A 14,744-nucleotide genomic window follows, 5' to 3' on the forward strand; every position below is an offset into this window, starting at 1 on the left:
TCGTCGGACGCGGCCCCGCGAGGGACTGCCTGCCGCGCTCAGTCCGACAGCTTGCGCATCTCGACGATCAGGTCCGACTTGCCCTCGAAGCCGATGCCCGGCAGGTCCGGCATGGTGATGTAGCCGTGGTCGACCTTCACGCCGTCGGGGAAGCCGCCGTAAGGCTGGAACAGGTCCGGATAGGATTCGTTGCCGCCCAGCCCGAGCCCCGCCGCGATGTTCAGCGACATCTGGTGGCCGCCGTGCGGGATGCATCGCCTGGCCGACCAGCCGTGCTCGCGCAGCATCTCCAGCGTGCGCAGGTATTCGACCAGGCCGTAGCTGAGCGCGCAGTCGAACTGCAGCCAGTCGCGGTCGGCGCGCATGCCGCCGTAGCGGATCAGGTTGCGCGCGTCCTGCATCGAGAACAGGTCCTCGCCGGTGGCCATCGGGTTCGCGTAATAGTTGCGCAGCGTGGCCTGCAGCTCGAAGTCGAGCGGGTCGCCCGGCTCCTCGTACCAGAACAGATCGTATTGCGAGAGCGCCTTGGCGTACTGCACCGCGGTGTCGAGATCGAAGCGGCCGTTGGCGTCCACCGCCAGCTTCTGGCCGTCGCCGAGCACGCTGAGGATCGAGTCGATGCGGCGCAGGTCCTCGTCGAGCGAGGCGCCGCCGATCTTCTTCTTGACCACCGTGTAGCCGCGGTCGAGATAGCTGCGCATCTCGTCCTTGAGCTTGCCGTGGTCCTGGCCCGGGTAGTAATACCCGCCCGCCGCGTAGACGAAGATCTTGCGATCGGGCTGGCCGTCGCCGTAGCGATCGGCCAGCAACTGGAACAGCGGCTTGCCCTCGATCTTCGCCACCGCGTCCCACACGGCCATGTCGATGGTGCCGATCGCCACCGAGCGCTCGCCATGGCCGCCCGGCTTCTCGTTCTGGAACAGGGTGGCCCAGATCTTGTGCGGATCGAGATTGGTGCCGGCGTCATCCACCAGCGAGGCCGGGTCGGCCTCGAGCAGGCGCGGGATGAAGCGCTCGCGCATCAGCGTGCCCTGGCCGTAGCGGCCGTTCGAATTGAAGCCGTAGCCGACCACCGGCTTGCCGTCGCGGATCACGTCGGTGATCACCGCCACCAGGCTCAGCGTCATCTTGCTGAAATCGATGTAGGCATTGCGGATGGGCGAGCTGATCGGGACGGTCTTTTCGCGGATTTCTACGATTCTCATGCGGGTGTCTCCTGGTGACACGAATTCTCGGTGTTCGGGCACGCAAACCATGCGGCAACGGGGTCTAGCTTAGTCGCGTCGACCGGCGCTAGAATTCACCGGAATTCATTTCATCTTTCACCAGAAGTGAAAACCGACATCACCTCCGACTTCGCGTTCTTCGTCCAGCTGGCCAAGCTCGGGAGCCTGTCGGGCGCGGCGCGCTCGATGGGGCTCACGCCGCCGGCGGCCACCAAGCGGCTCGGCATCCTGGAGGCGCGCCTGGGCGCGCGGCTGGTGAACCGCACCACGCGCAGCATCAGCCTCACGCCCGAGGGCGAGACCTACGCGCGCTACGCGGCGCGCATCCTGGAGCAGGTGCGCGAGATGGAGGATGCGATCGCCGGCACGCCGGCCGATCCGCATGGGCGCCTGCGCGTGAACGCCACCCTGGGTTTCGGCCGCACCACCATCGCGCCGCTGGTTTCCGAGTTCGCCAAGCGCTACCCGCATGTGGACGTGCAGTTCGTGGTGACCGACAAGCCGGTCGACCTGGTCGAGGGCGGTTTCGACATGGCGATCCGCTTCGGCGAGCTGCCCGACGGCCGGCTGCGCGCGCGCCGCCTGATGAGCAACCGGCGCTTCCTGTGCGCCTCGCCGAAGTATCTGGAGCGCGCCGGCACGCCGCTGCGCAAGGAGGAACTGGTCGCGCATCGCTGCATCATCCACAGCCAGAACGACGATGCCTATGGCGTCTGGAACTTCATCCAGGACGATCACCTGGAGGCGCTGAAGGTGAACGGCTCGCTGTCGAGCAACGACGGCGACATCGTGCTGCGCTGGGCGCTCGATGGCCACGGCATCCTGATCCGCTCCGAATGGGATCTCGCCAAGTACCTGCAGAGCGGGCGCCTCCGGCTGGTGCTGCCCGAGGTGGTGCTGCCCTCGGCCGACCTCTATGTCTACTATCCCGGGCAGCGCAAGCAGAGTACGCGCTCGCGCGCCTTCATCGACTTCCTGGTCGACCACTTCCAGGCGCCCTTCATCCCCGTCGACGTCGCGCAGGCGGCGGCGCTGGCCGCGCCGGCGCCCGCCAGATCGGCGCGCCGGCGCCGGGCCGCGACGGGTTCAAACGAGGAAGCTTGAGGGACGCCTACCGAGTCGGGAACCGGCAGCCCGCGTGGCGACGCCGGGCTCGTCGCGCTCAGCCGGCCGCCTCGTCCAGGCGCGCCAGCACCTCGTCGGCGATCGCCAGCGAGGCGGTCAGCCCCGGCGATTCGATGCCGTACAGGTTCACCAGCCCCGCCACGCCGTGCACGCCGGCGCCCTGGATCACGAAGTCGGCATCGGGCGTGTCGAGCTTGGGGCGGATGCCCGAGTAGGCGGGTTGCAGGGCCTGGTCGGGCAGCGCCGGCCAGTAGCGCCGGATCGCCGCGTAGAAGCGCTCGGCGCGGGCCGGATCGACGCGGTAGTCGATGCTGTCGACCCATTCCACGTCGGGGCCGAAACGCGCCTGGTTGGCCAGGTCCAGCGTCAGGTGCACCCCGAGCCCGCCGGGCTCCGGCACCGGGTAGACCAGCCGCGAGAACGGCGCGCGCCCCGCCAGCGAGTAGTAATTGCCCTTGGCGTAGCGCTCGCGCGGGATCGTGTCGGCGGGCAGGCCGCGCAAGGCACGCGCCACCGCCTGCGCATGCAGGCCGGCCGCGTTGATCACGCGGCGCGCGCGTAGCGTCATCGGCTCGTCGCCGCCCACCTCCAGCTCGATCAGCGGGCCGCCGGCCTCGCGCAGGATCTCGCCGCCGCTCACCGGCGAGCGATAGGCGATCATCGCGCCGGCGCGCTCGGCGTCGCCGAGCAGCGCGAGCATCAGCGCATGACTGTCGACGATGCCCGTCGAGGGCGATTCGAGCGCGGCCACGCAGTGCAGCGAGGGTTCCAGCGCGCGCGCCTGGGCGGCGTCCAGGCGGTGCAGGTCGGTCACGCCGTTGGCGCGCGCGGCCGCCTCGATCGCGTCGAGCGCGTCGCGCTGCGCCGCGTCGGTCGCGACGATCAGCTTGCCGCAGCGCCGATGCGGCACGCCGCCGGCCTCGCAATAGGCATAGAGCTGCTGCTTGCCCGCCACGCACAGACGCGCCTTCAGCGAACCGGCCGCGTAATAGATCCCGGCGTGGATCACCTCGCTGTTGCGCGAGCTGGTGCCGGTGCCGATCATCGCTTCCGACTCGACGATCACCGTCTCCCAGCCGCGCCGCGCGCAGGCGCGCGCCACCGCGAGGCCCACCACGCCGGCGCCGATCACCACGCACTCCACGCTGTCCGTCATCTGCTCGGTCTCCTGGCTCGATCGGTGCCGTGTTCGTCGCGCCGACCGGCGCGCGATCCGACACGACACGACATGAGGAAACCGCAGCATAGCGCAGCCTCGCCAACGGCACGCCCGTGCATCGCGTCCCGCAAGCTTCGCGTCAGGAAGACGGCCGCGCCGGTTGCCGCGCGCCGGCAGGCTTCAGCCCGGCGCGATGTCGAGGAAGGTCAGCGGCACGCCCGAAGGCTGGCCCTGCAGTTCGCCGTCGCGCATCACGGGCCGGCCGCGCAGCACCGTCGAGATCGGCCAGCCGCGGCACCAGACGCCGTCGTACGGCGTCCAGCCCGAGACGCTGGCGATCCAGTCGTTGCCGATCATGCGGCGCGCGGCCAGGTCGACGATCGTCAGGTCGGCGTCGTAGCCCAGCGCGATGCGCCCCTTGCCCTCGATGCCGAACAGCCGCGCCGGCCCCGCGCTGGTCAGGTCGACCAGGCGCTGCAGGCTCAGGCGGCCGAGCGCGACGTGGTCGAGCATCAGCGGCAGCAGGGTCTGCACGCCGGTCATGCCGCTCGGCGAATCGGGATAGGGCCGCGCCTTCTCCTCGCGCGTGTGCGGCGCGTGATCGCTGCCGATCACGTCCACCACGCCGTCGCGCACCGCCTGCCACAGTGCCTCGCGATGGTAGGCGTCGCGCACCGGCGGATTCATCTGCGCGAGGCTGCCGAGCCGCTCGTAGCAGGCCGGCGCGTCGAGCGTCAGGTGGTGCGGCGTGACCTCGACGCTGACGCGCCGCTTGTGCTGCGCGAGAAAGGCCATCTCCTCGGCGGTGGTCACGTGCAGCACGTGCAGCTTGCGGCCCGTCTCGGCGGCCATGCCGACCACCCGGCGGGTCGCCAGCAAGGCGCTTTCCGGATCGCGCCAGCGCGGATGGTCGCGCACGTCGCGGCTGGCTTCCACCAGCGCGCGCCGCTCGCGCAGCCGCGCCTCGTCCTCGGCGTGCACGGCCATGCGGCGCCGGCCGTTGCGCACGATGCGGCGCAGCACGCTGTCCTCGTCGGCCAGCAGGTTGCCGAACGAGCTGCCCATGAACACCTTCACGCCGGCGCAGCCGGGCAGCGTCTCCAGCACCGCGAGCCGCTCGGCATTGAGCGCCGAGCCGCCGAGGTAGAAGGCGTGATCGCACCAGGCCCGGCCGCGCGCGAGCTGCAGCTTGTCGCGCAGGTCCGAGGCCTCCAGCGTGAGCGGCTGGGTGTTGGGCATCTCGAACACCGCCGTCACGCCGCCGAGCACGGCGCCGCGCGTGCCGGCCTCGAGCGTCTCCTTGTGGGTCAGGCCCGGGTCGCGGAAATGCACCTGGGTATCGATCACGCCCGGCAGCACGTGCAGGCCGTCGGCCGCGAGCCGCGTCTCGGCGCTCCAGCGCCGCGACAGCTCGCCGAGCGCGACGATCCGGCCGTCCAGGCAGGCGATGTCGATGCTGGCCTCGCCGCCCGGCGTGAGCACCGTGCCGCCCGTCACCAGCAGGTCGGCATGGCGCCGCGCGAGGCGAGCGTCGAATTCGTCCTGTTCGAGGGTGCCGCTCATGCCGCTCCCCCGCCTTGTCGCGTGATGCGCATCGGTCGCCTCAGAATTCGTTCTGGATGTGCTTGTAGCCATGCACGAGTTCGTTGTTGGTGCGCGCGACGTCCTCGGAGAATTCGCTCGCGTCGGGCGTGACCTGCGGATAGGCCTCGAGATCCGTCTCGGGCCCGATGCGCTCGGTGGAGGGCACGTGGAAATGCGGCGGCAGCCGGCAGCCGTCCACCACCGCGTTGTAGCGCACCACGCAGCGGTCGCCCACCACGCAGTTGAACAGCACGCTGTTGAAGCCGATGAACACGCCGTCGCCGATCTCGCAGGGGCCATGCACGATGGCCCGGTGTGCGATCGAGGTGCGCTGGCCGATGCTCACGCGCGCGCCCGACTTCGAGTGGATCACCACGCCGTCCTGGATGTTCGAGTGCGCGCCGATCACGATCGGCTCGATATGGCCGTTCGCGTCGATCTCGTCGGCGCGGATCACCGCGTAAGGCCCGATGAAGACGTTCGCCTCGACGATCACCAGGCCGCAGAGCACGGCGGTCGGATCGACGAAGGCGTCGGGATGGATTCGCGGCAGGTCGCCGCGCGGGTTCTTGCGGATCATGTGCGTAAAGCTCAGCCCTTGTGCTTGTTGCGGGCGCCGCCCTGGCGCGCCTTGAAACGCGGATTGGTCTTGCAGATCACGTAGATGCGTCCGCGGCGGCGCACCACCTGGCAGTTGCGATCGCGTTTTTTCGCTTCCTTCAGCGAGGACAGGACTTGCATGTCTCGGGCTCCGTTGGATGAGAGGGTGGGCTCAGTAGGCCGGCGCCGGCGCGACCGGCGCTGGATTGGCGATCCGCTCGCCGCGCGCGAGCCGCGCCAGCAGCGCGGGATCGCGCCATTCCCCGAGGATCGCCGGGGAAAATTCGATGTCCCGAAGATCGATCGGTCCCATCCTCGGGTTCACGGCGTCGGCGCGAAAGCATTGCGCATAGCCGGTCTCGGTCTCGTGGACGATCACCGAGTGCAGTTGCACGTCGGCCTCGCCATTGGCCATGTCGGTCGCGTCGAGCAGCGTGTCGATCAAGCGGAACAACAGGCGCGAGAACTGCTCGGCGCTCGGCGAGACGGGCAGCAGCACCCAGCGCTCGGAATGGCGGCGCATCGCGGCGAGGTAGTCGGCATCGTCGTCGCGCCAGAGCGCGACCGCGTGGTCGAAGCCGTCGATCAGCTCGCGCGCCTCGTGCTTGAGCAGGCCGAAGTCGTAGATCATCTGGCCGTGGTCGAACGCATGCGCCTCGAGCAGCAGTTCGACGCGACAGGAATGGCCATGCACCGAGCTTGCGCAGCGCCGCGTGGTGCAGCCGCGCACGATATGCGCGCTCTCGAAGCGGAACAGTTTGCGGATCAGCATCGTGCGCCCTGGGTCGCGAAGCGGGTGACGCGCCGGCCGCCGGCGCTGTCGTCGGCGCGGGCTTCCGGATCCGCCTCCAGGGCGGCGGCCGGTTCGAGGTCGAATTCATCGGCCGGCGCGCGCCGCGCGCGTTCGCGCGGCACGGCCTCGGCGCCGAGTTCGCGCAGGGCCGATTCGGGCGAGCGCTGCAGCAGGCCGAGCGGCCGCGCGGAAGCCAGCAGGCGTGACTTCGCGCGGATCCGGGCGGATTCGGTCGCCGCGCCGTCGACGGCGGCCAGCAGGCCGTTGAGCCGCGCCAGCGCCGCCGGTACGTTGAGGTCGTTGCGCAGCGCGGCCAGCACCGCCTCGTCGGGTTCCACCGCGGTGTCGACGCGGGTGTCGCGCGCCGCCGCCAGCACGTGGTAGCCGCGCGTGAGCGTGCGCCGCGCCGAGGACAGGCGCTGCAGGTTCCAGTTCAGCGGCTGCCGGTAGTGCACCGACAGCAGGGCGAGCCGGATCGCCTCGCCGGACGCGCGCTCGCGCAGCGCCCGCAGCGTCACCACGTTGCGCAGCGGCTTCGACATCTTCTGCCAGTTCACGGTCAGGAAGGCGTTGTGCAGCCAGGTCCGGCTCGGCGGCATGCCGTTCGCGCAGGCGAGCTGCGCGATCTCGTTCTCGTGATGCGGATGGATCAGGTCCTGGCCGCCGCCATGGATATCGATCTCGCGGCCCAGCTCGCGCTCCAGGATCGAGGTGCACTGCGCGTGCCAGCCGGGACGCCCGGCGCCCCAGGGGCTGGGCCATGCCGGAAAGCCATGCTCGGCCGGCTTCCAGAGCACGAAATCGAGCGGATGGCGCCGGCGCGGCGCGGGTTCGCCGCGCGCCAGCGCGATCATGTCCTCCACCGGGCGGCCGCAAAGCCGGCCATGACCGGGATACGAGGGCACGTGGAACAGCACGTGCCCGGCCTCGATGTAGGCATGGCCGCGTTCCAGCAGGCGCGCGGCCTGCTCGACCAGGCCCGCCACCTGCTCGCTCGCGCGAGGTTCGACGTCGGGCGCGAGCACGCCGAGCGCGTCGAGGTCCTCGCGCCAGGCGTCGCGATAACGCGCGGTGAAGGCCTCGACGGACTCGCCGGCGGCGAGCGCGGCCGCGTGGATGCGGTCGTCGACATCGGCCAGCCGGCCGACATGGAGCACGTCCGGGTAGTGCAGGCGCAGCAGCCGGGCGAGCACGTCGAACACCACCGCCGGTCGCGCGTTGCCCAGGTGCGCATGGTCGTGCAGGGTCGGGCCGCCGACATAGAGGGTCACTCGCCCCGGCACCGGCGTGCGCAGCGGCGACTTTTCGCGCGTGAGCGTGTTGTAGAGCTGGATCGGCGCGTTCATGCGGGCATCTCCCGTGGACGCGAAGCTTGCGCGGCTGCACTTTCCGAGTCGGCATGCCTCGTCGTCATTTCGGAAAACGAAATAATTGTGCGAGCGGGATTCATGCCAACATGTCTCTGCAAGGATTGAGGTGGCCCGCACGGAATCGGTCCGGGAATGGACGCGCTGCCTCGGGCATGGCTGCCGGCGAGCGCATTGGATGCGGCACGTGCGGCGACAAAGGCCGCCGGGCAAATGGCGTCCCGCTACGAACTCGACCGCGATGTGCCGGCGAGAGGCGATGTTACGATATAACGTATCAATTCACAAGCGGAGCACGGCAAGGGGCGCCCGGCCAGCCGAGCCTCGATCAATACATGGGGAAACCAATCGACGGCATCGTCGAGCTTTACCTCGCGATAGGAAGCAAACCCCGCCCGGCGCCGGCCGCTCAGCCCACCACGCCCGTCACCAGCAGCAGGTTGGTGCCGGTGATCACGGCGAACAGCAGCCAGGCGAACAGGCGCGCGGGCAGGCCGATCGCGTTGTCCTGCATCAGCCGGCGGTCGCTGACCGAGCGGATCAGCGGCCACATCGCGAACGGCAGTTGCAGGCTCAGCAGCACCTGGCTCCACACCAGCAGCTTGCCGACCGAGCCGTCGCCGAGCACCAGCACGCCGATCAGCGCCGGCACCAGGGCCAGCCCGCGCGTGATCAGGCGACGCTGGTAGCAGGGAATCTTCACTTGCAGGAAACCGTCCATGATCACCTGCCCGGCGATCGTGCCGGTCAGCGTCGAACTTTGCCCGGAGGCCAGCAGCGCGATGCCGAACAGGATCGCCGCGCCGCCGCCCACCAGCGGCGTGATCAGCTGGTAGGCCTGCTCGATGTCGGCCACGCCGGTATGCCCCGCCGCGTGGAAGGCCGAACCGGCCAGGATCAGGATCGCCGCGTTCACGCACATCGCCACCAGCAGCGACACCCAGGTATCGACGCGCACCATCGCCAGCGTGTCGCGGACCTGGCCGCGCTCGCCGCCGGTGACGCGGCGGGTCTGGACCACCGAGGAATGCAGGTAGAGGTTGTGCGGCATGATGGTCGCGCCGACGATGCCCAGCGCCAGCACGATCGCGTCCTTGCTGTCATGGCCCGGGTTGCCCGGCACCAGGCCCGCGGCCACCGCGTGCCAGTCGGGCGGCACCATCGCCACCTGCGCCACGAAGCAGAACGCCATGGTGCCGATCAGGCCCAGCACGATCGCCTCGATCTGCCGGAAGCCCTTGCCCTGCAGGCCCAGCACGATCACCGTGTCGAGCGCGGTCAGCACGATGCCCCAGGCCAGCGGCACGCCCAGCAGCAGCTTGAAGGCGAGCGCGCAGCCCAGCACCTCGGCGATGTCGCAGGCAATGATCGAGATCTCGGCGGTGACCCATTGCAGCCACTTGCCGAACGGGCCGTAGCGTTCGTAGCTGGCCTGCGCGAGGTCGCGCCCGGTCACCAGGCCGAGCCGCGCGGCCAGCATCTGCAGGAAGATCGCCGCCAGGCTCGAGAAGGCCACCACCCACAGCAGCGAATAGCCGAATTCGGAGCCGGCCTGGATGTCGGTCGCCCAGTTGCCCGGGTCCATGTAGCCGATCGCCACCAGCAGGCCGGGGCCGGCGAAGCGGCGCAGCTTCTGGGACCACGGCGCGCGGGCATCGATGGTGATGCTGCCCTTCACTTCGGCGGGACAGAACGGGGCGGTCGGAATGGTCGGCAGCGGCATCGGGGGCGGGCGAGAAAAAGGGGGCGGCACGGCGGAACCCGTGCATTGTACTGAGGCCGGAAAGATCCGGCCGGGATCGTGCGCCGCGAACCACGCCGCCCTATTCTCGTCCCCTGCTGGCGCCGCCAGGGGCGAGCCTGGGCCAAGCCCTCGAGCCACCGACGCGACGAGCCGGCCGCGCCGGCCCGGCCGGCAACCCGCCTTCGCTCAAGCCGGCTGCTGCTGCGTGGTGCAGTGAATGCCCCCGCCGCCGGCCGCCACCCCGTCGATATCGAGCTGGATCACCTCGCGCCCCGGGAACAGGTCGGTCAGCACGTCGCGCGTGTTGCGGTCCGCCTTCGCATCGCCGAACTCGGGGGCGATCACGGCGCGATTGCAGACATAGAAGTTGATGTAGCCCGCCGCGAACTGGTCGTTCTCATACCGGGCGCGCACGCTGCCCGGCCCCGGCAGCGTCACCACCTTCAGCGGGCGGCCCTTCGCGTCGCTGGCCTTGCGCAGGATCGCCAGGTGGCGCTGGGTCACCGCGTGATCGTAGGATGACGGATCCGGGTCGAGCCCGGCCACCACCACGCCCGGGCTGGCGAAACGCGCATAGAAATCGGTATGGCCGTCGGTGATGTCCCGGCCGGCGATGCCGGGCAGCCAGATGATCTTCCTGAGCCCGAGCAGCCGCGACAGCTCCGCCTCGCACCGCGCCTTGTCCAGGCCCGGATTGCGGTTGGCATTGAGCACGCAGCTCTCGGTGATGATGGCCGTGCCCTCGCCGTCCACCTCGATGCCGCCGCCCTCCAGCACCAGGCGCGTGGCGACGCGCGCCGCGCCGGCGCGATCGGCGACCAGGCCCGCCACTTCGGCATCCGCCTCGTGCTCCTGCTTGTTGCCCCAGCCGTTGAAGTTGAAGCCGACCGCGCCGAGCTGCCCGGCCGCGCCCTTGACGAACACCGGGCCGGTATCGCGCATCCAGAGATCGTCGATCTCGCAGGGCACCAGCTCGACCGAGGCGCCGCACAGACGCGCGGCGGTCTCCTGCTCCTGCTCGCGCACCAGCATCTTCACCGGCTCGTGCGCGGCGATCGCCCGCGCGATGCCCGCCAGGTTCTGCCTGGCCACCGGCAGCAGCCGGGCGCCCCAGATCGCCTCGCTGGGGCCGAAGGCCATCCAGGTGGCGGCATGCCGGTCGCCCTCGTCGGGCATCCGCCAGGCTTCGTCGCGGGCTTGCGCCGGCAGGCTGAAGGCGCCGCCCAGCGCGCCCGCGGCCAGCGCGCCGCTGGAGGCCAGCACACCGCGTTTCAGGAAATGGCGTCGTGTCGTCATCTCGAATTCCTCAATCAGATCGATGGAGCCTGTCGCGCCGGCGCGCAGCCGGGTCCGGATTCCGTCCCTTTCATGCCGCGCCTTCACGTTTGGCCGATGCGAGATTGTGCTGGCAGCCAGACTTGATGAAAAATGATGTTTATTGCCTGAATCAATCAACTTTCCTCATATCTCCATGCAACGCGTTCCTTCCCTGAAATTACTGATGGGCTTCGAGGCGGCCGCGCGCCTGGGCAACTTCTCGCGCGCCGCCGACGAGCTGCACCTGTCGCAATCGGCGATCAGCCACCAGATCCAGCAGCTCGAGGAACAGCTCGGGCAGCCGCTGTTCCGCCGCGTGGGCCGCGGCGTGGAGCTGACGGTGGCCGGCGAGGTGCTGCAGCGAAGCGTACAACGCTCGATGGACACGCTGCGCAGCGGGCTCGGCCGGATCGCCAGCTATCTCGATCCGGGGCTGGTGGTGCTGGTGTGTCCCGCGCCGCTGCTGCACGGCTGGCTGCAACCGCGTCTCGAGCAGTTGCAGCAGGCGCTGCCCGAGCTGTGCCCGCTGCTCTCGACCGACGAGAGCGCGCGCTACGTCGACGAGATCGACGTCGACCTGACGATCGGCGCGCGCCCCATGCAGCAGCCGGGCCTGCTGGAGACGCCCTTGCTGCGCGACGAATGGGTGACGGTTTGCGCGAGCGGGCTGGCCCGGCAATTGAGCGGGGTGCCGCGCGCCGAGCATCATCGGCACGCGGGATTGATCTGCCTGGAGGAGAACCTGACCGACGAGAGCACCGCCGCGCTGTTGCGCGGGCCGTTGTCGGCCTACCGGATCAGGGCGATCTACGACGATCAGCGCCTGGTGCTGGATGCCGTGCGACGCGGGCGCGGCCTGGCCTGCGTATCGCGACTGGCGGCGCAGGACGAGATCGCGCGCGGCGCGCTGCGGGTGCTGGAGGATTACCCGCGCCTGCCCGGCACGACCTGGTGGTTGTCACGCGTGGCCGGGCCTTCGCGATCGCCGATCGTCGGGCAACTGCTCGACTGGCTGCTGGCGCAGGGCGACCCGGCGAGCGACGGGACCAACCCCACCGCCTGAGCCAAGCCGCGCGGCGCCGAACTCAGAGCTGCGCCTCGACGATCGCGCGACCACGAATCGCGCGCTCGACCAGTTGCTCGTCCTCGACCTTGCGGATCGCGTCGTCCAGCAAGCCCTCGGGCGCCTCGGTCACCAGTTTCAGCATGCCGGAGAAACCGCGCGCATCGAGCACCACCAGGGTCTCCATCGAATCGGCTCGGCTCACCAGCACGCGGCGCAGGGCCGGGCCGGCGCCGAAGCTGGCACACAGGGAAATCGTCTCGTCGCCGAGCGTGTAGTTGAAGTGCTTGATCATGGCGCACCGTCGCGGCAAGGGGCTGGTCGATGGGCGCGCGCCAGGGCCGGCATGCCGGCGCGTCGGGGCGCGCTGGCGGCGCCGCTCGACAGCTTCGACCGGTCACCGCTATCGGCATGCTAGGGGCCCTGGATTAAGGCGCGCTTAAGAGCCCGAAGGCCCCGGCCCACCCGAACCATCCGGCGCGGCGCGGGCGGCCTTGCCCGCCTCGACGTCGCGCAAGCCGGCCACCGGCACGCGATGCCGGCGCGCGGTCAGGTCGGCGACAATCGACACGGCGATCTCGGGCGGCGTGCTGCCGCCCAGGTACAAGCCGATCGGCGCATGCAGGCGCGCGAGCTGCGCCTCGTCGAGATCGAACAGCCGCAGCCGCTCGCGGCGCGCCTCGCTGTTGCGGCGCGAGCCGATCGCGCCGACGTAGAAGGCCGGCGTGCGCAGCGCCTCGATCAGGGCCAGGTCGTCGAGCTTGGGATCGTGGGTCAGCGCCAGCACGGCGGTGCGCGCATCGGGCCGCATCGCCAGCACGGTGTCGTCGGGCATGGTGCGCACCCGCGTGAGCCCGGGCAGCGGCGGCTCGGCGTAATCGTCGCGCGGGTCGCAGAGCGTGACCGCGTAACCGAGCGGCACCGCCATCGCGGCCACGTAATGGCTCAGCTCGCCCGCGCCGATCAGCAGCAGCCGCCAGGCCGGCCCGAACGGCGCGACCAGTCGCCGGCCGTCGAAGCTGGGCGCCGCCGCATCCCCTGCCACCTCCCCCAGCGTGGCGCGCCCGCTGGCGAGATCGAGCGTGCGCGTCACCACGCGCCCCGCGCGCAGCGCATCGAGCAGCGCGCCGAACCCGCTGGCCGGCGTGATCGCCTCGCGCACCAGCCGCAGCGTGCCGCCGCATGGCAGTCCGAAACGATGCGCCTCGTCGGCCAGCAGGCCGTATTCGAGCAGGGCCGGCAGCGGCCCGGGCGGGCCGTCGCGGCGCAGCGACTCGGCCAGCTCGTCCTCGATGCAGCCGCCCGATACCGAGCCGGCGATCCTCCCGTCGTCGCGCAGCGCCATGATCGCGCCGACCGGCCGCGGCGCCGATCCCCAGGTATGCACGACGGTATGCAGCCAGACCGCGTGGCCGGCCGCCAGCCAGGCGCCGGCCGTCTCCAGCACCTCGCGCTCGGCGCCGTGCCAGCCGGTGCCGTCCGAGCCGCCCGGCGCGAGGAAGGCCTCGAGCGCGTTCAATGCCCCGCTCCCTGCGCGCGGATCCGTGCCGAGGCCGCTTCCAGATCGCGCCAGGCCGGCTGGTCCGGCGCATATCGCTTGCGGATGTAGGCGGCGAGCTCGGCCATCTGGCGATCGTCGAATTCGTCGCGGAAGGCCGGCATGTAGCCGAGCGCGGCGGTGGCCGGCTGGGCGATGCCGTTTTGCAGCACGCGCAGCAGGTTGTCGGGATTGGCGTGGCTCACGCTGGTGTTGAGGCCCATCAGTGGGCGCACGCCGAAATGGCCGACGCCGCCCGATTCCGCGTGGCAGACCGCGCAGGCCGCATCGAAGGCGCGCCGCCCGTTCTCCATGCCGAGCGTCGAGACCAGCTCCGCGCCGCCGGCGCGCGACGCGGCGGCGGCCGACACCGCCTGCGCGTCGACCGAGGGCGACAACGAGGCGAGGTAATGGGCGATCGCGCGCACGTCGCCCTCGGGCAGCTCGGCCAGCCCCGCCACCACCGGCGCCATCGGCCCGGCCGCCACGCCGTGCTCGGGCGAGAAGCCGGTGCGCAGGTAGCGGAACAGCGCGTCCTCGGTCCAGGGCACCGGTGCCGCGTGCGAGGCGGCGACCAGCGCCGGCGCGTCCCAGCCCTCGGCCTGGCCGCCGCTCAGGTAGGCGAAGCCGCCCTTCTCGGCGCCCAGCGCGTTGCGCGGCGAATGGCAGGCGCTGCAATGGCCGGCGCCATCGACCAGGTACTTGCCGCGATTCCACTGCGCCGAGCGCGCCGGATCGGGCGCATAGGGCCTGTCGTCGTGATAGAGCCAGTTCCAGCCGGCCACCAGGCGCCGCTGGTTCATCGGGAACGGCAGGCGCGTGGGCGGCGGCGCCGCCTTCACCGCCGGCTGGGACATCAGGTAGGCATACAGCGCGAGCATGTCGGGCTCGCTGAGCCTGGCGAAGGCCGTGTACGGAAAGGCCGGGTAGAGATGATGGCCGTCGCGCGAGATGCCCTCGCGCATGGCGCGCGCGAAGGCCGGGTAGGACCAGCCGCCGATGCCGGTTTCCGCATCGGGCGTGAGATTGGTCGAGTAGATCGTGCCGAACGGCGTTTCGAGCGGGAAGCCGCCCGCGTTGGTCTTGCCGCCCGGCGCCGTGTGGCAGACCGCGCAGTCGCCGGCGATCGCCACCAGGCGGCCGCGCTCGAGCGTCTCGGCGCTCCAGACCTGGGCGCCGCCCGCCGAGCCGGCCGGGATCGGCGCGATCGGCGCGGGGCCCGGCAGCAT

Annotated in this window: 14 protein-coding genes; 2 read left to right on the plus strand and 12 right to left on the minus strand. The window is 70.7% G+C overall.

The annotated features are described in order from the left end of the window. Positions 1-38 precede the first annotated feature (38 nt). Entirely contained in the window at positions 39-1,205 is a 1,167-nt protein-coding gene (locus F3J18_RS18025; protein WP_166913559.1) for a mandelate racemase/muconate lactonizing enzyme family protein, read from the minus strand. A 126-nt stretch (positions 1,206-1,331) separates the two neighbouring features. Between F3J18_RS18025 and F3J18_RS18030 the strand changes: the two genes are divergently transcribed. Continuing rightward, entirely contained in the window at positions 1,332-2,330 is a 999-nt protein-coding gene (locus F3J18_RS18030; RefSeq protein WP_025098623.1) for a LysR family transcriptional regulator, read from the plus strand. Between the two features lie 58 nt (positions 2,331-2,388). Here the strand turns inward: F3J18_RS18030 and F3J18_RS18035 are convergent, their stop codons facing one another. The 8 genes from F3J18_RS18035 to F3J18_RS18070 form a co-directional block, all read right to left on the minus strand. Further along, positions 2,389-3,507 carry an NAD(P)/FAD-dependent oxidoreductase gene (locus F3J18_RS18035; RefSeq protein WP_166913560.1) on the minus strand — a complete coding sequence of 373 codons (1,119 nt, stop codon included), beginning with the start codon at positions 3,505-3,507 and terminating at the stop codon, positions 2,389-2,391. Positions 3,508-3,690: 183 nt separating this feature from the next. Further along, positions 3,691-5,073, minus strand: a complete 1,383-nt coding sequence (locus tag F3J18_RS18040) for a dihydroorotase (protein WP_166913561.1) — start codon at positions 5,071-5,073, stop codon at positions 3,691-3,693. A 40-nt stretch (positions 5,074-5,113) separates the two neighbouring features. After that, positions 5,114-5,674: a carbonate dehydratase gene (locus tag F3J18_RS18045; protein WP_013697304.1), complete on the minus strand. Its 561-nt coding sequence runs from the start codon at positions 5,672-5,674 to the stop codon at positions 5,114-5,116. An 11-nt stretch (positions 5,675-5,685) separates the two neighbouring features. Beyond that, the gene (gene ykgO / locus F3J18_RS18050) at positions 5,686-5,835 is read right to left on the minus strand and encodes a type B 50S ribosomal protein L36 (RefSeq protein ID WP_025098626.1); all 150 of its coding nucleotides are present in this window, start codon (positions 5,833-5,835) and stop codon (positions 5,686-5,688) included. 31 nt (positions 5,836-5,866) lie between these two features. Beyond that, complete coding sequence (locus F3J18_RS18055) at positions 5,867-6,466, minus strand: 6-carboxytetrahydropterin synthase (protein WP_166913562.1); 600 nt, start codon at positions 6,464-6,466, stop codon at positions 5,867-5,869. Beyond that, on the minus strand, positions 6,460-7,833 hold the full coding sequence (locus F3J18_RS18060) for a cysteine--tRNA ligase (RefSeq protein ID WP_166913563.1): 1,374 nt from the start codon (positions 7,831-7,833) through the stop codon (positions 6,460-6,462). Before F3J18_RS18060 ends, F3J18_RS18055 begins: the two co-directional genes overlap by 7 nt. Positions 7,834-8,263: 430 nt before the next feature. Next, positions 8,264-9,577: an Nramp family divalent metal transporter gene (locus tag F3J18_RS18065; RefSeq protein ID WP_013697300.1), complete on the minus strand. Its 1,314-nt coding sequence runs from the start codon at positions 9,575-9,577 to the stop codon at positions 8,264-8,266. 207 nt (positions 9,578-9,784) lie between these two features. Next, the gene (locus tag F3J18_RS18070; protein ID WP_025098629.1) at positions 9,785-10,894 is read right to left on the minus strand and encodes an agmatine deiminase family protein; all 1,110 of its coding nucleotides are present in this window, start codon (positions 10,892-10,894) and stop codon (positions 9,785-9,787) included. A 175-nt stretch (positions 10,895-11,069) separates the two neighbouring features. Here F3J18_RS18070 and F3J18_RS18075 point away from each other — a divergent pair, with 175 nt between their 5' ends. After that, on the plus strand, positions 11,070-11,978 hold the full coding sequence (locus F3J18_RS18075) for a LysR family transcriptional regulator (RefSeq protein ID WP_043278335.1): 909 nt from the start codon (positions 11,070-11,072) through the stop codon (positions 11,976-11,978). A 22-nt stretch (positions 11,979-12,000) separates the two neighbouring features. Here the strand turns inward: F3J18_RS18075 and F3J18_RS18080 are convergent, their stop codons facing one another. From F3J18_RS18080 to F3J18_RS18090, 3 genes are all read right to left on the minus strand, one after another. Beyond that, entirely contained in the window at positions 12,001-12,273 is a 273-nt protein-coding gene (locus tag F3J18_RS18080; RefSeq protein WP_017921582.1) for a hypothetical protein, read from the minus strand. A gap of 144 nt (positions 12,274-12,417) precedes the next feature. Next, complete coding sequence (locus F3J18_RS18085; protein ID WP_345892524.1) at positions 12,418-13,425, minus strand: XdhC family protein; 1,008 nt, start codon at positions 13,423-13,425, stop codon at positions 12,418-12,420. Positions 13,426-13,493: 68 nt separating this feature from the next. Continuing rightward, the coding region (locus F3J18_RS18090) for a cytochrome c (RefSeq protein WP_166913565.1) at positions 13,494-14,744 on the minus strand (1,251 nt) is incomplete at its 5' end.

It is taken from the genome of Burkholderia sp. Ax-1720 (assembly GCF_011753035.1).
GTDB lineage: Bacteria > Pseudomonadota > Gammaproteobacteria > Burkholderiales > Burkholderiaceae > Burkholderia > Burkholderia gladioli.